Annotated in this window: 22 protein-coding genes; 7 read left to right on the plus strand and 15 right to left on the minus strand. The window is 38.3% G+C overall.

The annotated features are described in order from the left end of the window. The first annotated feature begins 56 nt into the window (after positions 1-56). Genes G504_RS0112950 through G504_RS0112965 form a run of 4 tightly spaced genes read left to right on the plus strand, consistent with a single transcriptional unit; the run spans position 57 to position 3,073 of the window. Positions 57-353, plus strand: coding sequence for a cupin domain-containing protein (locus G504_RS0112950; RefSeq protein ID WP_019670615.1), 297 nt, complete (start codon positions 57-59; stop codon positions 351-353). Continuing rightward, positions 353-1,591 (plus strand): nitrous oxide reductase family maturation protein NosD, encoded by a 1,239-nt coding sequence (locus G504_RS0112955; RefSeq protein WP_019670616.1) that lies wholly within the window; start codon positions 353-355, stop codon positions 1,589-1,591. Before G504_RS0112950 ends, G504_RS0112955 begins: the two co-directional genes overlap by 1 nt. Further along, positions 1,588-2,298, plus strand: a complete 711-nt coding sequence (locus G504_RS0112960; protein ID WP_019670617.1) for an ABC transporter ATP-binding protein — start codon at positions 1,588-1,590, stop codon at positions 2,296-2,298. Before G504_RS0112955 ends, G504_RS0112960 begins: the two co-directional genes overlap by 4 nt. Next, a complete protein-coding gene (locus tag G504_RS0112965; RefSeq protein WP_019670618.1) occupies positions 2,291-3,073 on the plus strand; it encodes an ABC transporter permease in 783 nt (260 codons plus the stop codon). Before G504_RS0112960 ends, G504_RS0112965 begins: the two co-directional genes overlap by 8 nt. Here the strand turns inward: G504_RS0112965 and G504_RS0112970 are convergent. From G504_RS0112970 to G504_RS0113025, 12 genes are all read right to left on the minus strand, one after another. Then, entirely contained in the window at positions 3,070-3,573 is a 504-nt protein-coding gene (locus G504_RS0112970) for a DUF1643 domain-containing protein (RefSeq protein WP_019670619.1), read from the minus strand. The genes G504_RS0112965 and G504_RS0112970 overlap by 4 nt on opposite strands. Beyond that, positions 3,570-4,295, minus strand: coding sequence for a purine-nucleoside phosphorylase (gene deoD / locus G504_RS0112975; RefSeq protein WP_019670620.1), 726 nt, complete (start codon positions 4,293-4,295; stop codon positions 3,570-3,572). The genes G504_RS0112970 and deoD overlap by 4 nt, the downstream gene beginning before the upstream one ends. A 3-nt stretch (positions 4,296-4,298) precedes the next feature. Next, complete coding sequence (deoC, locus tag G504_RS0112980; protein WP_019670621.1) at positions 4,299-4,949, minus strand: deoxyribose-phosphate aldolase; 651 nt, start codon at positions 4,947-4,949, stop codon at positions 4,299-4,301. A 9-nt stretch (positions 4,950-4,958) separates the two neighbouring features. Then, positions 4,959-6,230, minus strand: coding sequence for an acetyl-CoA hydrolase/transferase family protein (locus G504_RS0112985; RefSeq protein ID WP_019670622.1), 1,272 nt, complete (start codon positions 6,228-6,230; stop codon positions 4,959-4,961). Between the two features lie 52 nt (positions 6,231-6,282). Further along, positions 6,283-6,984, minus strand: coding sequence for a sulfite exporter TauE/SafE family protein (locus G504_RS0112990; protein ID WP_026348569.1), 702 nt, complete (start codon positions 6,982-6,984; stop codon positions 6,283-6,285). A gap of 8 nt (positions 6,985-6,992) precedes the next feature. Continuing rightward, on the minus strand, positions 6,993-7,439 hold the full coding sequence (locus G504_RS0112995; RefSeq protein ID WP_019670624.1) for a FixH family protein: 447 nt from the start codon (positions 7,437-7,439) through the stop codon (positions 6,993-6,995). 28 nt (positions 7,440-7,467) lie between these two features. Beyond that, entirely contained in the window at positions 7,468-8,877 is a 1,410-nt protein-coding gene (ccoG, locus tag G504_RS0113000) for a cytochrome c oxidase accessory protein CcoG (protein ID WP_019670625.1), read from the minus strand. A 36-nt stretch (positions 8,878-8,913) separates the two neighbouring features. Beyond that, entirely contained in the window at positions 8,914-9,873 is a 960-nt protein-coding gene (locus G504_RS0113005; RefSeq protein WP_026348571.1) for a cbb3-type cytochrome c oxidase N-terminal domain-containing protein, read from the minus strand. 5 nt (positions 9,874-9,878) lie between these two features. Next, a complete protein-coding gene (locus tag G504_RS0113010; protein WP_019670627.1) occupies positions 9,879-10,061 on the minus strand; it encodes a CcoQ/FixQ family Cbb3-type cytochrome c oxidase assembly chaperone in 183 nt (60 codons plus the stop codon). A 3-nt stretch (positions 10,062-10,064) separates the two neighbouring features. Next, complete coding sequence (gene ccoN, locus G504_RS0113015) at positions 10,065-12,266, minus strand: cytochrome-c oxidase, cbb3-type subunit I (RefSeq protein WP_019670628.1); 2,202 nt, start codon at positions 12,264-12,266, stop codon at positions 10,065-10,067. 2 nt (positions 12,267-12,268) lie between these two features. Then, on the minus strand, positions 12,269-12,484 hold the full coding sequence (gene ccoS / locus G504_RS0113020) for a cbb3-type cytochrome oxidase assembly protein CcoS (protein ID WP_019670629.1): 216 nt from the start codon (positions 12,482-12,484) through the stop codon (positions 12,269-12,271). Positions 12,485-12,555: 71 nt separating this feature from the next. Beyond that, on the minus strand, positions 12,556-14,925 hold the full coding sequence (locus G504_RS0113025) for a heavy metal translocating P-type ATPase (protein ID WP_157473343.1): 2,370 nt from the start codon (positions 14,923-14,925) through the stop codon (positions 12,556-12,558). A 116-nt stretch (positions 14,926-15,041) separates the two neighbouring features. On the opposite strand from G504_RS0113025, the gene G504_RS0113030 reads away from it, so the two are divergent. Beyond that, entirely contained in the window at positions 15,042-15,737 is a 696-nt protein-coding gene (locus G504_RS0113030; protein ID WP_026348572.1) for a Crp/Fnr family transcriptional regulator, read from the plus strand. 139 nt (positions 15,738-15,876) lie between these two features. Then, positions 15,877-16,719 carry a universal stress protein gene (locus tag G504_RS0113035; protein WP_019670632.1) on the plus strand — a complete coding sequence of 281 codons (843 nt, stop codon included), beginning with the start codon at positions 15,877-15,879 and terminating at the stop codon, positions 16,717-16,719. A 47-nt stretch (positions 16,720-16,766) separates the two neighbouring features. On the opposite strand, the gene G504_RS0113040 is transcribed toward G504_RS0113035, so the two are convergent. Further along, positions 16,767-16,985, minus strand: a complete 219-nt coding sequence (locus G504_RS0113040) for a hypothetical protein (protein WP_019670633.1) — start codon at positions 16,983-16,985, stop codon at positions 16,767-16,769. Between the two features lie 67 nt (positions 16,986-17,052). Next, a complete protein-coding gene (locus G504_RS0113045; RefSeq protein WP_019670634.1) occupies positions 17,053-18,240 on the minus strand; it encodes a hypothetical protein in 1,188 nt (395 codons plus the stop codon). 670 nt (positions 18,241-18,910) lie between these two features. Here G504_RS0113045 and G504_RS0113055 point away from each other — a divergent pair. Further along, positions 18,911-20,068: a homogentisate 1,2-dioxygenase gene (locus tag G504_RS0113055; protein WP_019670636.1), complete on the plus strand. Its 1,158-nt coding sequence runs from the start codon at positions 18,911-18,913 to the stop codon at positions 20,066-20,068. Here G504_RS0113055 and hutG read toward each other — a convergent pair. Continuing rightward, positions 20,060-21,028 (minus strand): formimidoylglutamase, encoded by a 969-nt coding sequence (gene hutG, locus G504_RS0113060; RefSeq protein WP_019670637.1) that lies wholly within the window; start codon positions 21,026-21,028, stop codon positions 20,060-20,062. The genes G504_RS0113055 and hutG overlap by 9 nt on opposite strands. Between the last annotated feature and the right edge of the window lies 1 nt (position 21,029).

Raw genomic sequence — 21,029 nt, forward strand, 5'->3', positions numbered from 1 at the left:
GTAATTTTAAGCCCGTTAAATTCTGTTAACCATTATTTTTTTAAATAAAATATTATATGATTTATACAGTTGGCAATCAAATAGCGGATCAACCCTTTGACAATCTGCAAATAAAAAAAATAGTAAAAACAGATGCTTTGGAGATTCTCAGTATTAGTTTGGAAAAGGGTGCAACTTTTCCCGAACATAGATCACCTAAGGATGCACAATTGATCGTATTGGAGGGTAATATTGTTTTTCATATTAATGGAAATTCATACCAACTAAAAACACAACAAAATTTTAATTTCCTTAAAGCTACGCCTCATTTCGTTAAAGCCAATGAAAACTCCAAATTTTTGATAATACGATAATGTACAAATTTCAGCTACATTTCCTGGTTTTTATATTTTTTATTGGAACTTCCCTATGGGGTAAAACGATTGAGGTATGCGCTGGTTGTGAAGTGAAATCAATAAAAGAAGGGGTTGCTCTTGCAACAGATTTTGATACTCTTCTGATTAAAAATGGCAACTATAAAGAATTCAATATCGTTGTTGACAAACCATTAACCCTGATAGGTGAAAATTACCCGGTGATAGACGGAGAAGATCGCGGTGAAATCATTCGCATTGTTTCCGATAATGTGACAATTGATGGGCTACATATTATAAACGTAGGTACCAGTTACACTACAGATTACGCGGCTATTCGTGTGGTTAAAAGTGATAACTTTCTGATACAAAATGTAGTATTAGAGAAGCTGTTTTTCGGTATATATCTGGAAAGATCGAACAACGGGAAAGTGTATAACAACAAGATTATTGGGGATGCATTGGATGAATATAATTCTGGCAATGGTATTCAACTATGGTATTCTCACCATGTTCAGGTAGACCGGAATATTGTGCAAGGCGTTCGCGATGGTATTTACTTGGAGTTTTCTGACAATATTGCCATAAATAACAACATCAGTGCAAATAACCTCAGGTATGGCCTTCATTTTATGTTTTCGAACGATGATGTATATACGGGTAATACTTTTGAGAACAATGGTGCAGGTGTGGCCGTAATGTTTTCCAAACGCATCAGAATGGTTGGTAATGTATTTAAAAAAAATTGGGGTACGGCTGCATTTGGGATGTTGCTCAAGGAGATCAATGATGCTGAGATAATTGGCAATACTTTTGAGGAAAATACTATTGGCATCAATATCGAAGGTTCAAATCGTATTGAATATAAAAACAATAACTTTATTAGTAATGGGTGGGCAGTGAAAGTATTAGGGGCCTGTTATACCAATTCATTTATCAATAATAATTTCCTCTACAATTCATTTGATATTTCATATAATAGTAAATTGAACGATAATGTATTTGAAAAAAATTATTGGAGCAATTATACCGGATATGATTTGGATAAAGATGGGATAGGCGATGTGCCTTACCGACCTGTTAAATTGTTTTCATATGTTGTGAACCGGACACCAGAAACGATTGTACTTTTACGCAGTATGTTTATGGATATAATTGATTTCTCCGAAAAAGTATCGCCTGTTTTTACACCGGATAACTTATTGGATGCAATGCCGTTAATGAAAAGATCAGAATGATACAGATAGAAAATTTGTATAAAAAATTTGGAAAAAACCAGGTGCTTTCTAATCTGGATTTGGATATTCATGGTAATGGAATATTTGCTGTGCTTGGCCCCAATGGTTCAGGCAAAACCACATTGATTAAATGCATTTTGGGTATGGTAGTTCCATCTTCAGGTGAAATTCAAGTTCAGGGCAACACAATAAAAAGGAACTGGAAATACAGACGAGAAATAAATTACCTCCCTCAAATAGCTAACTTTCCAGGCAACCTCAAAGTAAAAGAATTAATTAGGATGATCAAAGACCTTCGTCAAATGGATAGTAAGGAAGAAGATTTGATTAGACTTTTTGCCTTGGATACTTTTTTGGACAAAAAATTAAGCACCCTTTCTGGCGGTACCAAACAAAAGGTAAATATTGTATTGACTTTTATGTTCGATAGCCCCTTGATTATACTTGATGAACCTACTACAGGTTTAGATCCCGGGTCGCTCATAAAGTTAAAGGAACTGCTCCTTCGGGAAAAGAACAAAGGAAAGACCATCTTAATCACCACTCATATTATGCAGTTTGTTGAAGAAATGTCAGATGAAATTGTATATCTCCTGGAAGGCAACATTTTCTTTAAAGGGAATGTTGAACAATTGAAGGCCAAAACCAATCAAACAGATTTTGAACATGCCATAGCGGCCATAGCAACCCAGACATCAGATGCTTAAGATTTTAAAATATAGTTTTTATGATTTAATGCGAAGCAGGTGGAGCTATGTGTATTTTCTGTTTTATTTGGCATTGGGCTTTGTGCTTTTGTTTCTTAACAATGACCTTTCAAAAGCTGTAATTACCTTAATGAACGTTATCATTGTTCTTGTACCATTGATAAGCACCATTTTCGGGGTCATGTATTTCTATAATTCAAAAGAATTTACCGAACTGTTATTGGCTCAACCTTTGAAAAGGAGTTCAATTTTCCTGGGGCAATATCTGGGCGTGGCTGGTTCTTTAACACTTAGCCTGGTCCTGGGATTGGGAATACCTTTTGTTCTTTACGGTTTGTTTAAAAGTGATACCATCTGGGATTTTTCATTATTGTTAATAACCGGGGCATTTCTAACATTTATTTTTGCCGCTTTGGCCTTTAATATTGCCATATCCAATGAAAACAAAATCAAAGGATTCGGGTATGCCGTATTGCTATGGCTTTTTTTAGCGGTTATTTATGATGGTTTATTCTTAATGTCATTAATCCTGTTTGAAGAATATCCCTTAGATTCTTTTTCTTTGGCAGCCATAATGTTCAACCCGATTGACCTTTCACGAACCCTGATTCTTCTAAAATTGGATATTTCAGCACTTTTAGGTTATACAGGGGCCATATTTAACCAGTTCTTCGGGACTTACACGGGTTTGACCGTTTCCATTACCACACTTATCCTTTGGACCGTTTTGCCTATATGGCGATTGGCATACAAGGCCAGAAGAAAGGATTTTTAATTTGAAAAGGGCACTATAAACTTTTGATAAGTACCCCGGGAAGGATGTTTCTTTGTCATTAAAACCTTTTTATCCTTGTAGAAAGAAATGATTCCGATGATGTCTTGTTGTCGTTTTAAAAATGGGTTTGTCTTCCCCCAGGCAATCAGGATTATGTCTGATTGATCTATCGCCCTGCGAATATGGATATCATTATCCGGTCCAATATCCTCGGCTTTACCTTCAAAATATTTCGTTTGAATTCGGGCAAACTGGTTAACGATTATGATCGTTTTTACATTTCTAAATAACTCAACTTCTTTTTCAAAAATGAGTTTTTCAAGAAATTGAACAGACTTATCGGCAATTTCTGTATTGGCAATACTGGGGTTTTGCATAATAACACATACGCTATCCCCATTACTTTTTGAAGTATCTTCTATAGTAAGCTGGTATCGAAATTTTTTGCAGTCAGAAAACAGGGCCTTTACTTTTACCCCGGGAATGTGCCTGTATATCATCGTTCAACGCTGCTAGTTTGGTCTAGGCATATGTTCAGTGCAATTTTAACCATTTCTTCGAATGTGCGTTCCCGCTCTTCAAAACTGCATTTCTCTCCGGTTACCAATGAATCAGAAATTGTAAGAATTGCCAAGGCTTCAATATTAAATTTTGCCGCAATACTATAAAGGCCCGCCGCTTCCATCTCAACACACTTAACGCCATATTCAGCCCACTTTTTATAAGCCCTTGGATCGTGCTCGTAATAAAGGTCCGAAGAAAGAACATTGCCAACTTTTATGGGAATGTTAGTTTCCTTTGTATAGGTAACAGCTTTCATGAGTAAGTCGAAGTTTGCCGTAGGGGCATAGTTTACATCATTAAAAATAGCATTGTTAATCCCGGAATTTGTTGAAGCAGACAGGGCTAAAACAACATCTCTAAGATTGACATCCTTTTGATAGGATCCTGCTGTGCCTACCCGGATTATTCTTTTCACATCATAATCATTAATAAGTTCATGATAGTAAATCATGGCGGAGGGTATCCCCATGCCGCTTCCCTGTATTGAAATACGTTGCCCTTTAAATTCACCGGTATAACCAAGCATACCCCGAACATTTGAGTAACAATAGGGTTTATCCAAAAACGTTTCAGCCATCCATTTGGCCCGTAGTGGGTCGCCTGGCATAAGGACAGAATCTGCAATCTCGTTCTTTTTTGCATTTATGTGTGCACTCATAGCTTATGGATTTGTTTCTTTAACAATAGCAATTCCCGAAGAGGTACCTAAGCGCGAAACGCCCATATCCAAATAACGCAGGGCGGTTTTTTTATCCTTGATTCCTCCTGAAGCTTTGATCTGTATTTTATTTTGAATCACATTACTTATTAGTTTAATATCTTCAAATGTGGCCCCCCCGGAGCCAAACCCGGTCGAAGTTTTTATAAAATCTGCCTTACCCTCGACTACCAGCATACCAGCTAATTTTTTTTCCTCAGCAGTTAAGTAGCAAGTCTCAATAATTACTTTCAATTTCCTGGAACCAATGGCCCGTTTTATTAAAGCTATTTCCTCTTTTACAAGTCTGAATTCCCCGGATTTTAACCAACCAAGATTCATCACCATATCTATTTCATCGGCGCCTTTTTCCATGCAATACTTAGCCTCGAATACTTTGGCTTCTGTAGACATGGCACCTAATGGAAAACCAACAACTGCGGCAATTTTGACACCGGAACCCTTCAATTCTTCCCTGGCCAGTGCTACATAACAACTATTAACACAAACGGCATAAAAATTATATTCCAGGGCCTCAGCACATAACTGTTTTATTGCCTCGGGGGTTGCCACCGGTTTTAATAAAGTGTGATCGATATGTCTTTCTATTGGCATAAATACTTTTTAAGATCGCTCAAATCGTTCATAGGCAGCTTTAATGAGCATTTCACGATGGTCGGGATGTGCAATAGAAATCAAAGCTTTTGCCCTTTCATATAAATTCTTGCCAAAAAGGTTTACCACACCATATTCGGTAACTACGTAATGAACATGTGCTCTTGTGGTAGTGACCCCAGCACCTTCTTTAAGGGTAGGCGTAATCTTGCTTACTCCTTTTGGCGTTGCAGAGGAAATAGCAAAAATTGGTTTTCCCCCTTCAGAAATTGTCGCACCCCGTATAAAATCCATTTGACCCCCTACGCCGGAAAAGTGACGCTGTCCAATACTATCGGCGCATACCTGACCTGTTAGATCTATTTCAATAGCGCTGTTTATTGCAGTTACCCTGGGGTTTCTGGCGATTACATTGGTGTCATTGGTATATGCCGCCTCTTTAAAATGCACCAACGGATTGTCATCTACAAAGTCGTATAATTTTTTAGTTCCGGCAGCGAAACTTGTTACAATTTTGTTGGTTTTTATCTTCTTTTCCTCACCGGTAATAATGCCTTTCTCCACTAATGGCAGCAGACCATCGGAAAACATTTCTGTATGTACGCCCAATCTTCGATGATTGTGCAGATTGCTCAAAACAGCATTGGGGATATTTCCTATGCCCAGTTGCAAAGTGGCACCATCTTCAATAAGGCTGGCAACATTTTTACCTATTTTGTGCTCTAAATCCGTTATTTGCGTAATTGGTGCAACATGGATAGGCTCGTCTACCTCTATGGCCAGATCAATGCGGTTTTTATGTATAATGCCATCTCCATGTGTTCTTGGAACCTGCGGATTAATCTGAGCAATTACTTTCTTAGCCGTTTGTATTGCCGGAATTGCTATATCTACAGATACACCTAAAGAACAATACCCATGTCGGTCCGGTGGAGAAACCTGGACCACGGCAATATCAAGAGGTAAAATATTCCGCCTGAAAAGAAAGTGTATTTCGCTAAGAAAAATAGGGATATAATCCCCTTTATTTGTATTAACTGCTTTTCGGACATTACCGCCAACAAAACAACTATTTATATTAAAGGCCTCATTATATGGAGGGATGGCATATTTTACCTCCCCTTCAGTGTGTATTGAAATAATTTCTACATCCTCTAATTCCTCATACCTTTCACAAATACCATTTATTAAAGTATTAGGAGTCATGGCAGCTCCCTGCAAGAATATCCGATCTCCCGAATTAACAATAGAAGCAGCTTCTGCCGCAGTAACAATTTTCATGTTAGTATTTTTATTGGATTTATAAAATGCCTTATCAAAAAACGGATCAAGGCTAGTGACATTCTAATTCCGTGCTAACCACTTCAGTCATTTGTTTAGGAGATACATAGGGTATTCCTAATCCCATCCCTCTTAAAATAAAAAGTACTCCGATTATAATCACAAAAACCGGGATTAATTTCCGTATTCGTTGTTTAGCAGAATCCTTTAAGACTCCACTCAGGTAAACTGCTGCAGTCATTAAAGGAACTGTTCCCAGACCAAACAAGATCATGTATAAAGAACCTTCAACGGCTGAGCCCATTGCAATAGCACCCAGGAGGGCCATATAAACCAATCCGCAAGGCAGGAATCCATTCAGAAAACCTATTGTGAGAAATGTATCTGCTGTTTTCTTTTTCAACGCTTTACCTAAACTATTTTTAATTTTTCCAATGAGCCTGTATACCGGTTTTGAAAGACCAAACCTGCTCATGGAATTGTAAGGTATTATTACAGCTAATATCATAAGTACACCAACTAAAATTGATAGCTTTTGCTGAATGCCAAATATGTATAGTCCCTTACCTAAAAGCCCGAATAATCCACCAATAACCCCATAGGCCATTAATCTTCCAAAATGGTAGATTAAGACCTGACCTGCTTTTTTATACTTATTATTCTGATTTACCGGGAGCATAAACGCAATGGGGCCGCACATGCCTATGCAGTGTAAACTTCCCATGAGGCCCAAAACCAAAGCGGATAATAACATGCTATTAATTAATAGGTGATGCTTTTTTTAACCAGGTGCTCTTTGCCCTGATAATTCCAATATATTTTTATGTCCCAGCGACCATCCAACAAACGTTTGTCAGGTATGAGCAAATGTTTACTGGATAAACTTATAGGAAAGTCAAAATCCAAGTGTTTATTGGATGGTCTGTATAGGGACACTTTACCCTCTATATCTTTATAATTCATTTTTGGAGGAAACGTAATTGCCAGCCCATTTTCATGTTTGACAAAAGTGAATTGAGGGGCATAATCCCTGGCATTGGTTAACGCATCAATCTCATTCTGATAGGCCAGTTCTTCCTTGTAATACTCTTCTGTTACCAAATCATGGTTTGCACGATTATCTGTGCTGGCAAGAACTACGAAATACAGTATAAATGTGATAAACGCAGCAAAAGCCAAAACTATTCCGGTTCCCCAATTAAACTTCATATTTTTAATTTCATAGTATTAAATATTGTTAATTATAACTTCTTGGTGCCAGGAACCTGGCCGTTGTTGTTTCAATCAGTTCTTCTCCGCTATATACACCAATCTTCAGCTTATCTTTATCACCACTAAGGGCGGAATTATTTATCTCTATAAACAAGGTACCTTCGGACAATTGCTGTGCAGGGACTTCAAAACTGCGGTGCGAAACCAAATCAATATTTCCTTTATGCGAGAGAAGTTTAAAACTTACATTTTCAATATCTTTGGATGTTTTATTTATCAGCTTGTAGGTATACACATTACTGATAATATTACCTTCTTTGCGTTCATAGAGCTGTCCCGGCAATCGCAAAATATTGGCTTCCAGATCATTTCTTAAGAAAAGCATGCCAATAAGTACTCCAATTAAAATTACAAGTACAGCAGAATAGCCTTTTAATCTGGGATTAAACGTAAATTTTGCTTTTCGTTCAATATTATCTTCGCTGGCATACCGAATAAGACCTTTTGGAAGATTTATTTTTTCCATAATAGTGTCGCACTCATCAATACAAGCCGTGCAGTTCACACATTCTAACTGGGTGCCATTTCTGATATCAATACCGGTTGGGCATACATGCACACATTGAAAGCAGTCTATGCAATCGCCATAACCAAGCGCATTCCGATCTTCATTTTTACGAAATTTCTTGCGCCCGTTTTCAGATTCACCACGTTTATGGTCATAGGCCACAACAATGGATTTGTTATCTAACAAGACCCCTTGCATTCTCCCATAGGGACAGGCAATTATACAGACCTGTTCTCTGAACCAGGCAAAGACAAAATAGAATACTGCCGTAAAAATAAGCAGGGATACCAAAGTACTTGTGTGCGCCAGAGGGCCATCAGTAACGTATTGTATTAATTGGTCACTGCCAATAAGATAGGCCAGGAAGACATTTGCAATTAAAAAGGATATTACAAAGAAGACAAACCATTTTAGCAATCGTTTCCTTATTTTTTCTCCATTCCACGACTGCTTTGCCAAACGCATCTGAGCACCTCTATCTCCATCTATCCAATACTCAATTCGCCTGAAAACCATCTCCATAAAAATTGTTTGCGGGCACATCCATCCACAAAAAATACGGCCAAATGCAACGGTAAAGAAGGCAACAAAAATTACCCCAATGATCATGGAAATAACAAAAAGATGAAAATCCTGCGGCCAGAATGGGAAACTAAAAATATTGAATCTCCGTTCCAAAACATTAAACATCAGGAACTGGTTGCCATTTATTTTAATAAATGGTGAGGCAAAGAGGAAAATCAACAAAACATAACTGACCCATTTACGATATTCGTAAAACCTGCCACTAGGTTTTTTGGGAAATATCCAGGCCCGTTTTCCTTCTTCGTTAATGGTGCCAATACTATCCCTGAAATTTTCATCCATAGCTTTTTCTATTCAAATCGATTAGGCAGAAATGAACTATTCATTCATAACCACCGAAGTAGAATCAGCCTCCTGTGCCGGCGCTGCTTCTTCCTCCGGAGTAGCTTCCTGTTGTGGAGCATTCTCGTCTACCCATAGATCACCTTCGGCCGCCTTGGGATTGGCAGGTGTAGTTCCCTGGAAAGTAAGTAAATAACTTGAAACCTGAGCCATTTCCAACGGTTTCAGGGTTTGCTTCCATGACACCATTCCTTTGCCGGCCCGTCCTCCTTCAGAAACGGTATTAAAGACATTTTTAATTCCTCCTCCCAAAATCCAGTATTCATCTGTGAGATTGGGCCCTATTCCTCCGCCACCGTCTGCCATATGACATACCACGCAATTGGTTTCAAAAATTGCTTTTCCCGCACTAATATCCGAGGCCTCAGTTAACAATTCAACGGTATTGACATCTACCAAATCCTTGGCTGTTTTTTTGTATGCTTCTATTTCAGCCTGAGCTGCAGCGACCTCAAGTTCATATTCCAGTTCCTGATCGTAATCACCATAAATTTCAAATCTGATCAGGTAAATGACACCAAAAAGAATCGTCGCATAAAATAGGTAAACCCACCAAGGCGGCAACTTGTTGTCCAGCTCTTTTATGCCGTCATAATTATGGTCCAGAATGATTTCTCCTTCAGCTTCTATGGGTTCCGAGCCAAGCAGTTTTTTGTACATCTTCTTACCCCAGCTCCATTCCCATTGTTTTGATTTAGTTTCCAGATACCTTTCCTTACCTTCTTCGGAAAGGGTTTGAAACATGACATTTTCAATTGACTTTAAAATAAGTTCTATTGCAATTAAAATCAATAACACCATCAATAAAAAGAATTGCGTTATCGGATACTCAATAAATGCAGGTTTTTCTCCGGAGTCAATAAAGTATTCCATCAGTCCGAAGATGATAAAGAATAGTATTGGGATTCTGATCCACCAGGGTGACATATTTTTCATGGCTTTTATTGTTTTGGTTGATTATCTTCTAAGGGTATTTCACTTACTTCTTTTATATGCTCTTTGGAGGCGGTAAATACCCACCAAAAAAGAACAGCAAAAAATACAAAGAAGATTAGTAGTGATATCATGGGATAGGTGGCAATACCTTCCATACTTTCCATGTGATTTTTTATGAATTTTAGCATGATCTACTTGTTTTCTGACAATAATTCGTCTGTTTCCTTAACTTTTATATCCGTACCTAAGCGCTGTAAATAGGCGATTAGTGAAACGATCTCGCGATCTCGCATTTCCACAAATTCCAATCCGTTTTCTGCTGCATATTTTTTATCTGCCTCATAAGATTTGACGAAATCGGGATCCGCATAAAGGTTTTCTTCTATCTGAATAGACTGCTCTTCCATAGAAGCAGCAGCATTTGCAATATCTTCTTCGGTATAAGGAACACCAAGAGTAACCATAGCCTCCATTTTACCTTTTATACCGCTACGATCATGTTTGTCGCGAACCAACCACTGATATGCAGGCATAATAGAACCTGATGAGGTACTTTGCGGGTCATACATATGGTTAAGATGCCAGCTATCGGAATATTTGCCCCCAATTCGCAATAAATCGGGACCTGTTCGTTTACTGCCCCAGAGGAATGGGTGGTCATATACAAATTCGCCTGCTTTGGCGTATTCACCATAGCGTTCCACCTCACTTCGGAAAGGGCGAATCATCTGAGAATGACAACCTACACATCCTTCTCGTATATAAAGATCTCTTCCCTCCAACTCCAAAGGTGTATATGGTTTAACACTAGTAATTGTTGGTATATTAGACTTTACCAGAATAGTTGGGACTATCTGTACAACCCCCCCGATAAGTATGGCAATAGTTGCGAATATGGTTAATTTAATAGGCTTGCGTTCCAGCCAGGTATGGTATGTTTCTCCTGCTGTTCTTTTTTTAGACACCCTTGTTAGCGCAGCTGCTTCGGCCAGTTCATCTTCAACCTCGCTTCCCGAGCGAACAGTTACCACTATGTTGTACAACATTACAACAAAGCCAACAATGTAAAGAGTACCTCCAATGGCCCGCATCCAGTACATTGGAATTATTTCATTAACGGTCTCCAGGAAATTCCCGTAAACCAGGGAGCCATCCGGATTAAAATCTTTCCACATTAATGCCTGGGTAAATCCGGCTACATACATTGGCAATGCATATAAAATGATCCCTAATGTCCCAATCCAGAAATGGAAATTGGCCATTGGTGTAGAATACAACCTGGTTTTAAACATTTTAGGAACCAGCCAGTAAATCATACCAAAGGCAAGAAAACCATTCCAAGCCAGGGCACCCACATGCACATGGGCAATAATCCAATCACTAAAATGCGCAATTGCATTTACATTTTTTAAGGATAACATAGGACCTTCAAAAGTTGCCATCCCATAGCCTGTTATTGCAACCACCATAAATTTAAGGGTTGGGTCTGTTCGAACTTTATCCCATGCACCTCTCAGGGTTAACAATCCATTTATCATACCACCCCAGGAAGGAGCAATTAGCATTACAGAAAACGCAACACCTAAATTTTGTGCCCAATCCGGCAAGGAGGAATAGAGTAAATGATGAGGTCCTGCCCAGATATATATAAAAATCAATGACCAGAAATGCACTATGGAAAGTCTGTATGAATATACAGGCCTGTTGGCGGCTTTCGGAACAAAATAATACATCAATCCCAAAAAGGGCGTGGTAAGGAAGAAAGCTACTGCATTATGCCCATACCACCATTGAACCAGAGCATCCTGAACTCCCGCATATACGGAGTAGCTTTTTAAAGCACTAACCGGTAATTCCAGACTATTGAAGATATGGAGAACAGCTACGGTTACAAATGTGGCCAGATAAAACCAAATGGCCACGTAGAGATGACGTTGTCTTCTCTTTAACATTGTTCCAATCAGGTTCCATCCAAAAGCCACCCATACCAGTGCAATTGCAATATCAATTGGCCACTCCAGTTCCGCATATTCCTTAGAGGTAGTTATGCCAAGTGGAAGTGTTATTGCCGCTGCTACAATTATGGTTTGCCACCCCCAGAAATTAAAATTACTAAGGAAGTCACTGAACATACGGGCTTTGAGCAAGCGCTGTGTGGAGTAATAAACCCCGGCAAAGATGGCGTTCCCTACAAACGCAAAAATCACAGCATTTGTATGCAATGGGCGAAGTCGACCAAAACTTAGAAATGATATCCCATCGGTAATATTAGGGAACAGAAACATAAATGCCAGTAGTAGTCCTACCAGCATGCCAATGATTCCCCAGAATAAAGTAGCATAGAGGAATTTTTTTACGATTTTGTTATCGTAATAGAACTGTTGTACTTCCATAATTACAATTTTTGCTTTTTATTTAGTTGGATTGATTTTTTTATTTTGGGATCAGACTTCGCAGCCTTAGTTTTTATTAACTCATCTTCAAATAACATTCTTACCGAGGGAGTGTAAGAATCGTCATACTGACCACTGCGTACAGAAATGATAAAAGCAGCAAAGAAAACCAGTGCTACCACAATACTGATTGTAAGCAATAAATAAATAACACTCATACCTACCTGAATTCTGGCGTAAAACTACATTCCTCACCAATTTGAAAAAATGACATATGTCAGGTTTTTAATTAATTTAATTTCTTTCCTATCATATTTGTTGCAAGGGTTGCAAAGGCCACAATGCTAATAGAACTAAGTGGCATTAAAATAGCAGCAATAACAGGTTCTAACTGACCTGTTACCGCAAAGTAAAGGCCAACCACATTGTACATCAATGAAAGGACAAAGCATAATTTTATGATTTTCATAGCCTTTTTTGAGGCCAGAATATATTTGTTAAGATATCTGAATTTTGTAGCATCAAGAATTCCATCGCAGGCTGGGGAGAATACATTTATGTTTTCAGAAATGGCCAGGCCAACATTGCTTTGTGCCAGTGCACCCGCATCATTTAGGCCGTCGCCTACCATAAGTACCTTTTTGTCATTGGCCTGCAACTCTTTAATGAATTCAAGCTTATCCGTTGGTTTTTGATTAAAGAATAAGGGGGTCAACTTTGGTAAAAGCTTTTCCAGCCTTCCTTTTTCACCTTCATTATCACCTGATATCACGGCCAGATCCAAATAGTGCCCCATATTTTCAAATACTTCCGAAACCCCTTCCCTGTAATTATTATGAAAAACAAAACACCCCTTATAGAGATCATTCGTGCTTACATGAACAGCAGTACTTTTATAATCACTTTGTTGCTGATGTCCCACAAAATCTGCAGAACCAACTTTTATATCACTTTTATCCTTAACACCGTGCACTCCCTTGCCGGTATATTCTGTGTAATCATCAAGCGTTTCTATATTGTGTTCTTTTAACAGCTCATAGAGCGATCTGCTCAGAGGATGATTGGAGGCCCTGAGAGTGTTTTTTAAAAGGGATTCCTCTTCAGCTGTCAATTCCATACCTTCATAAGTGATTGCGCTGGATTGCGTAGTAGTTATTGTTCCTGTTTTATCAAATATTGCAGTATCTATAAGAGCCAGTTGCTCTATAACACCGCTGTCTTTCAGATAAAATTTATTGCGCCCGAAAATCCGTAACATATTGCCCAGGGTAAAAGGGGCTGCAAGGGCAATGGCGCACGGGCAAGCTATTATAAGTACTGCCGTAAATACATTCAATGCCTTGCTGCTGTCATGGAACATCCAAAAAGAGGCGGCAATAAATGCAATTGTCAATACAGCGATAGTAAAACGTTTTCCAATACTGTCCGTTAAGGTTTGAAATGTAGTTGCCTTGTCTTTTTCGAAAACAGAATTGCTCCACAATTGCGTAAGATAGCTCTGGGAAACACTTTTCAAAGTTTCTATTTCAATAGCCCCATAAGTCTGTCTGCCTCCGGCAAAAACTTTATCTCCGGAATTTTTTTTGACAGGTTCAGATTCTCCGGTTACAAAACTATAATCTATTTGGGCTTTATTACTTATTAGGATTCCATCTACCGGGATGAGTTCCTTATTCCTTATTAGTAATCTGTCGCCTCTTTTTATATCATATACCTGAACCGTTTCCTCTTTCTTTTTTTCATTTAATCTTGTAACCGCAATTGGAAAATAGGATTTATAATCGCGCTCAAACGAAAGGAATGAATATGTTTTTTGTTGAAAGAACCGGCCTATCAGGAGGAAAAATATCAATCCGGTGAGACTGTCAAAAAATCCGGAACCCAGATTGAAGGCTATCTCAAAACTGCTTCGTAAAAAAAGGACAAGAATTCCTAAAGCTATTGGCACATCAATATTCAAAAGCTTCGAGCGCAATCCCTTATAGGCGGAAATAAAATAGTCGCTGCCTGCATAAAATACCACAGGCAGTGAAAAAGCAAACATCAGCCACCTGAATAAACCTTTGTATTGATCGAGCCAAAACTCTCCTACTTCGAAATACTCCGGAAAGGATAAAAACATAATATTTCCAAAAGCAAAACCCGCAACTCCAAGTTTATACAAAATACTTCTGTCGGTTGTACTTTGCCCTTTATCATAATCATCAAGGGAGATATAAGGCTCATATCCAATTCTTGCCAGTAGAATAACCAAATCCTTTAATGAAATCCCTGCTCTTTTAAATGTTACCCGAATCATTTTTTTAGGGAAATCTACCTGTGAATTTGTGACTCCCGGATGTAATTTTTTTAAATTTTCCAAAACCCATATACACGAACTGCAGTGTATGCCGGGAATGAAAAGATTTACAATTTGAATTGTTCCATCATCGAATTCAATTAATCGTTGGGAGATTTTATCGGAATCAAGGAAATCATATTTTCCTTCAATTGCCTTGGGAGAAGTACCCGCACCAGATTGCAGGTCATAGAAATAGGTCAGATCGTTCGTCTGAAAAATCTCATAAACCGTTTTACACCCGTTACAACAGAAGTTCTTTTCGTCAAATACTATCGCTGTAGTGCCGCAATTATCACTACAGTGGTAACATTTAGTCATATTCTGAAACATTTGCTAATTACCTGATCGCGAAATTGTAGTAATTTACAGAAAATATATATGATATTTGTCACCTTTTCGATAATTTTGGGCTACTAAAGCCTAAACAAAAATTTATGGGTTCTGAAAGCAGGTGTGAGAATTGCATAATACGTCAGTTTAATTCTTTGCGTGCTATGAGTAAGGAAGAGTTAAAGCAGGTATCGGATTCAAAAACCTCCAGGGTTATTAAAAAAGGGGAGGCAATTTTCGAAGAAGGTGAAAAACTTAATGGTGTTTTTTGCGTAAAGGAAGGAGTTTCAAAGCTTTCCAAACTAAGCTCCAATGGGAAAGACCAAATAGTTAAATTGGCTACTAAGGGTGAAGTAATGGGTCAGCGTTCCGTAATTGCAGAGGAGACTTCAAATTTGAGCGCAGTGGCCGTTAACGATATGGAGCTTTGCTTTATTCCAAAAGAAGTAATTGTTAATACCTTACACAAGAATCCTGATTTCACTTATGAAGTGCTTCGTCTTATGGCGCATGACCTTAGAGAAGCAGATGATGTAATCGTAAATATTTCGCAGAAAACTGTAAAACAACGTATTGCGGAAGCGTTCCTTTATCTTAAATCTAACTATGGTGAGGACGAGAAAGGCTATTTAGTTCTTACTCTTTCCAGAGAAGATATTGCCAATGTTGTGGGTACTGCTACAGAATCCTGCATTCGGATTATTTCGGAATTTAAAAAGAAGGGCTTGTTAAAAAGTTCCGGTAAGAAACTTGGAATTTTGGATGAAAAGAAACTAAGAGATCTTGCTGAAGGATTTTAGAAAAAACTCCTATATACTCCTCGTCTGCCTTAAATAAAGCCCTGCCAATAGTTGCATTGGATTTGAAAACCTGACATATATCATTGTTTCGATCTAATCACAGAAGTATTTTTACACCATTGTTTTATTAATCGGGTGTATGAAAAGAATATTATTGCCAACAGATTTTTCCAAAAATTCCCTAAATGCAATAAAGTATGCAGTCGAATTTTTTAAAGATGAAGAATGTATTTTTTATCTGTTAAATACCTATACCCCTGCTATAGTTCATAGTCGTTTTATGGCCACAACTATTCATGGTGGCTTATTGGAAGATAACGTCCGAACGGATTCTGAAAAGGGATTAGAAGAGCTGCTGGATGAAATCAATGCATATTATAAATACCCGCAACACAGCTTTAGAAGTGTATCTTCATTTAATTTGCTTACCGAAGAGATCAAAGAGCTTGTAGAGTGCGAGGATATTGATTTTATAGTAACTGGTACAAAAGGAGCCTCCGGCTTTGAGGAGGTTTTTTTAGGCAGCAATACCGTAAGAATCATTAAGGCGGTAAGAACGTGTCCAATCCTTGCAGTGCCTGAAAATTTTGAATATATAAAGCCAACTAGAATTGGCTTCCCAACGGATTTTAAAAGAAATTTTAGCGCTGAAGTAATTGCGCCTTTGATGCAGCTCACTGCTAAGTTTGGAGCTACAATAAATATAATGCATATAAATGAAGAGGAACAATTAAACAAGTACCAACACTCAAATAAAGATATACTGCTGGATTATGTTTCCTCTGTACCTCATTTTATAAGGAGCATGCCATATTTTGCCAGCAAATCAGATGTAATTGAATTTTTCATAAAGGAGTATGGTATACAAATGCTCTCATTAGTGTATTACCGCCACGGATTTTTGGAAGAATTGGTTAGAGAACCAGTTGTGAAGCGCATAGCCTTTCATACACCAATACCTCTTCTGGTATTGCCCGACTAGTAAAATTATTATATAAGGTGAAATTTGTCTCCGGGAAATAGATTGGGTTATTTCCTTACCGGGTTATCCTCATAAAAGTCTTCAAATGTTTTTGAAGTTTTATAATGGTCTGTAAGTACTTTATAGACCATGTAAACTATCATTGTCTGACCCAGAACCGTAAGATAAAAAACCCAGCTAAAGGCAAAATTCATAGAGGCCATTATAGTAACTATTATTAAAAGAATCGTAGTTGCCCCAACCCAGAACATTGCAGAAGTTTTCATTTTTTATTTTAAAGTTATCTAAAATCAAAAAAGACCGGTGTTAAAGCAATTATAAATCTGTGGAAAATTAATTATTCCAGAACATATCTTCAGCCGGAATATTTTTTTGCCGTCCAAAATCCAGAGGATTAAAGCTAAGTACGCTAAACAAATACCAAATACTTGATGAAATAGCCGGTGTGATAGGAGCCTCATCCCACAATAAAGAAGAACCATAACTGGTGCCTTCATTGGTTGCATACGGGATACCCATTGCACCATCCCAGGAAGAATTCTTCATTTGCGCTTTTTGCAACTCCTGAAGTGTGCTATTTGCTTCACTTACCATATTTGCTGAATTAAAAGCCACGGCCATTTGAGCGGTACCTTCTAACCAAATTACATCCTTGTCTTCATCAAAACAATAGCCCGATATTGTTTCTCCGTTAAAACTGGCCACCTGGGTGTTTTTGTAACGTTCAGCCTTGGAAAGCACCTCTTTTGGAAAATTTTCAAAAATTAAATAACCCAGCGAATGCAGGTCCATGGCATAATAGTGTACCTCATTTTCGGGCCATGCTACCAGAAGCCTGTCATTCAGATCCCATCGCTCTTGCTTAAGATAAGCTAATATGCCGCTATGAAAGTCATCATAACCTTCAATAGCATTAAATGCGGTTATAATTCCTTCGGTTATTTTATGAATTTTTTGTCCATTTTCTCTGAAACCACCCCATAAGCCTCCATCCTCATCCTGCAAACTCCTGATCCAATTTTCCAGTAATTTGCTCAGTTCATTATAGCTGTTATTTCCTGTTTTTTCTTTATAATTATTTAGAGCGATTAATAACCAGGCATTATCGCCAAGCCAAATTGTATTGCCATTGTTCCCGGTAGTATCTCTGAATTGAAAAAAGCCTCCTCCGTTTGGTATGAATTCTGACTCGATTTTTCCATTGAAAAAATCAAAAATTTGTTCTGCTCTTGCATATTCTCCAACAGAAATGAATGCCAAGGCAGCTAATGAATTATCGTAGAGCGAAACAAAGTTTGAATCTTCGGTACTTGTTAAAAGCCCGTTGTTTAGCTGAACATGGGTGATCCAATTATAGATTTCCAGTTCTTCATTGCCAAGGGGATTTTTAAACTGGTTTTCGGTGAGGTCAGAAGAAATTGCCTCAGTCTCTTCTATATCCGTATACTCATAAACTGAATCCAGAGTACAGGAAGAGATGCAGATCCCAATAAGCACTATAAAAAGTATATTTTTAAGCATTGTAAGGTGGTTTTAGATTGGGGGAATCTTTTATAAAGTTACTCAGGAAAGACAGTCACGGTTGAATTTTACGATCAATGAATGGTATGTCCGACTAAAAACCTCGCTATTGGCACATTATCCCGGAAATGAGTTTTTAACAGAAACCCGATCTTTTCGACATAGTTCAAAAACATCGACGAACGGTAAGTACTTGCTAATTTTTCCTGCTATTAATTGTAGGAATCTTCCAAAAACCAGGAATAAGGGAGTAATAATTATGGGAGCTGCTTTTGTGCGCTACTTCAAATGATATCTCTGGTTGGATTTAGAAACAGGATCATTTTTTTTAATGGGCATAAAAGTAGATCAACCAGGATAAGGATGCCCGGTTAATAGTCAGTACCTTCAGGTCCGGAATAGAAATCGATCAGTTTATAACAACTAATTTGGAATCCTTTCATATCTTTGTAGTGTTGTGTTGTACATCATTAATAATGGTGTATGTGTGTAGATGTCGATATTTATTTGACACTTACCAATGAAAGGCTTTCCAATTTGGGAGGCTTTTTTTGTTTGGAACATACTTTGTTTGGCATGAAATGCAAATTGCCCGAACTTTATATGGCATTATTTTACAAAACCTCCAATTTGTCGTAATTTTAGTGATGATTTTTAAACAGATTTGCTCATGCCATTATATCATAAACTTGGAGATTTACCACATAAAAGACACACGGTTTTTAAGAAAAAAGACGGCAGTTTGCATTATGAGCAACTATTCGGAACCATAGGATTTGACGGGATGTCTTCCCTCATGTATCATTTATACCGTCCAACTATGGTCAAAGATATTGGTGAAGCGGAAGACCTTTCCCCTAAGGCAGCGGTTAAGTATAATATAAAATCCAGATTGCTTAAGGGCTTTCAGGTATCTCCTGAGGATGATTATCTCGATAGCCGCAAAGTTGTGTTATTCAATAGCGATGTTCACCTGGCCCTGTCAGCCCCTAAAAAATCAATGACGGATTATTTCTATAAAAATGCGGATGCCGATGAATTACTATTTGTACACAGGGGTAAAGGAATCCTGAAAACTATGCTGGGTGAAATTCCTTTTGGCTATGGGGATTACATTCTGATACCCCGTGGCATGATTTATCAGATTACTTTTGAAGATGAGGATAACAGGCTCTTCATAACAGAATCGTATCATCCAATTTATACGCCAAAACGATACAGGAACTGGTTTGGGCAACATTTGGAGCATTCACCATTTTGTGAACGCGATTTTAGGTTACCGGAAAATTTGCAAACTCATGATGAACTTGGAGAATTCCTTATTAAGGTAAAGAAACAAGGTCAGTTGCATCATATGATATATGCTTCACATCCTTTTGATGTGGTTGGCTGGGATGGTTATAACTACCCGTACGCTTTTTCAATACATGATTTTGAACCAATCACAGGGCGGGTGCATCAGCCACCACCGGTGCATCAGACTTTTGAGACCAGTGCTTTTGTAGTATGTTCTTTCTGTCCCAGACTGTATGATTACCATCCACAGGCCATACCGGCACCCTACAATCATTCAAACATAGATTCGGATGAAGTGCTCTATTATGTGGAAGGAGATTTTATGAGCCGCAAAAATATTGATAAAGGGTACATTTCTTTGCACCCTGCAGGGATCCCGCACGGCCCTCATCCGGGCACCTATGAAGCCAGTATAGGCAAAAGTGGTACGGAGGAATACGCAGTAATGGTAGACACATTTAAACCATTGCAATTAACGGATGCCGCTCTAAAAATAGATGATGGCACTTACTATCAATCCTGGCTAGAGTAGTGCAACTTTGTGCATAATAAAGTGAAGCAGGCTTGCAGCTAATTTGGCTGTTTGGTCATCCCGGTCGTAGGATGGGTTTAGTTCGGCCACATCAGCACTTATCAGTTTATTTGTTGCGATGATGGTATGTATTGCAACAAGGGCGATATCTACAGAAAAACCCATAGGCGAAGCCGCACTAACACCAGGCGCAAAAGCAGAGGAAAAACCATCTAAGTCAATGGTCAGATATATAAAATCGAGCTCCTCACAGAACTCATTTATCTTATTGATCACATAAGAGGTATTCTCCTTGTGGAAGAGTTCGGCCTCTATATATTTAACATCCCATTCACGGGCGCGCTGAAATAAAATACTGTCATTGGCATCATTTCTTATCCCCAGGCATAAATAAGAAAAACCTGGATTTTCATCCTGGCATTCAACTGCTATTTGATAAAATGGGGTTCCGGAATTGTTGCCAATTTCATTAGATCTCAGATCGAAATGGGCATCAAGATTGATGATCCCGATTTTTTGATCACGCTCAATATGCTTTTTAATTCCATTATAATGTCCATAGGCTATATCATGACCCCCTCCTAACAATAAAGGCATCCCCTTATTATTCAGTACCTGAGTTACTTTTTCAGCCAATACGCTTTGCGCTTTCTCCATATCATCCCCAAGGCATACCACATTGCCGGCATCAAAAATAGCTGTACTTTCATCTAAATGATGTGGTAGTTTTGCCAACTGGCTTCGGGCAGCCTGAGGCCCTTTCCCGGAACCTTGTCTTCCTCCGTTTCTTCGTACCCCTTCATCACATTCATAACCCAGTAATATAAAAGAATTATTTGCTGTGACAGGTATGTTTTGAATTTCAAGGTCAATTTGTTTTACTTTCTGATAAACATACAAATCCTTACTGCTTTCGCGTCCTGTCCAAATATTTTCGTCTGTTGGTTTGTACAAATTCATT

The sequence above is a fragment of the Eudoraea adriatica DSM 19308 genome, assembly GCF_000382125.1.
Classification (GTDB): Bacteria; Bacteroidota; Bacteroidia; order Flavobacteriales; family Flavobacteriaceae; genus Eudoraea; species Eudoraea adriatica.

Bases quoted from the DNA above. Each gene is read 5' to 3' on its own strand.
- G504_RS0112950 (WP_019670615.1), top strand. From the start codon at position 57: ATGATTTATACAGTTGGCAATCAAATAGCGGATCAACCCTTTGACAAT.
- G504_RS0112955 (WP_019670616.1), top strand. From the start codon at position 353: ATGTACAAATTTCAGCTACATTTCCTGGTTTTTATATTTTTTATTGGA.
- G504_RS0112960 (WP_019670617.1), top strand. From the start codon at position 1,588: ATGATACAGATAGAAAATTTGTATAAAAAATTTGGAAAAAACCAGGTG.
- G504_RS0112965 (WP_019670618.1), top strand. From the start codon at position 2,291: ATGCTTAAGATTTTAAAATATAGTTTTTATGATTTAATGCGAAGCAGG.
- G504_RS0112970 (WP_019670619.1), bottom strand. From the start codon at position 3,573: ATGATATACAGGCACATTCCCGGGGTAAAAGTAAAGGCCCTGTTTTCT.
- deoD (WP_019670620.1), bottom strand. From the start codon at position 4,295: ATGAGTGCACACATAAATGCAAAAAAGAACGAGATTGCAGATTCTGTC.
- deoC (WP_019670621.1), bottom strand. From the start codon at position 4,949: ATGCCAATAGAAAGACATATCGATCACACTTTATTAAAACCGGTGGCA.
- G504_RS0112985 (WP_019670622.1), bottom strand. From the start codon at position 6,230: ATGAAAATTGTTACTGCGGCAGAAGCTGCTTCTATTGTTAATTCGGGA.
- G504_RS0112990 (WP_026348569.1), bottom strand. From the start codon at position 6,984: ATGTTATTATCCGCTTTGGTTTTGGGCCTCATGGGAAGTTTACACTGC.
- G504_RS0112995 (WP_019670624.1), bottom strand. From the start codon at position 7,439: ATGAAGTTTAATTGGGGAACCGGAATAGTTTTGGCTTTTGCTGCGTTT.
- ccoG (WP_019670625.1), bottom strand. From the start codon at position 8,877: ATGGATGAAAATTTCAGGGATAGTATTGGCACCATTAACGAAGAAGGA.
- G504_RS0113005 (WP_026348571.1), bottom strand. From the start codon at position 9,873: ATGAAAAATATGTCACCCTGGTGGATCAGAATCCCAATACTATTCTTT.
- G504_RS0113010 (WP_019670627.1), bottom strand. From the start codon at position 10,061: ATGCTAAAATTCATAAAAAATCACATGGAAAGTATGGAAGGTATTGCC.
- ccoN (WP_019670628.1), bottom strand. From the start codon at position 12,266: ATGGAAGTACAACAGTTCTATTACGATAACAAAATCGTAAAAAAATTC.
- ccoS (WP_019670629.1), bottom strand. From the start codon at position 12,484: ATGAGTGTTATTTATTTATTGCTTACAATCAGTATTGTGGTAGCACTG.
- G504_RS0113025 (WP_157473343.1), bottom strand. From the start codon at position 14,925: ATGACTAAATGTTACCACTGTAGTGATAATTGCGGCACTACAGCGATA.
- G504_RS0113030 (WP_026348572.1), top strand. From the start codon at position 15,042: ATGGGTTCTGAAAGCAGGTGTGAGAATTGCATAATACGTCAGTTTAAT.
- G504_RS0113035 (WP_019670632.1), top strand. From the start codon at position 15,877: ATGAAAAGAATATTATTGCCAACAGATTTTTCCAAAAATTCCCTAAAT.
- G504_RS0113040 (WP_019670633.1), bottom strand. From the start codon at position 16,985: ATGAAAACTTCTGCAATGTTCTGGGTTGGGGCAACTACGATTCTTTTA.
- G504_RS0113045 (WP_019670634.1), bottom strand. From the start codon at position 18,240: ATGCTTAAAAATATACTTTTTATAGTGCTTATTGGGATCTGCATCTCT.
- G504_RS0113055 (WP_019670636.1), top strand. From the start codon at position 18,911: ATGCCATTATATCATAAACTTGGAGATTTACCACATAAAAGACACACG.
- hutG (WP_019670637.1), bottom strand. From the start codon at position 21,028: ATGAATTTGTACAAACCAACAGACGAAAATATTTGGACAGGACGCGAA.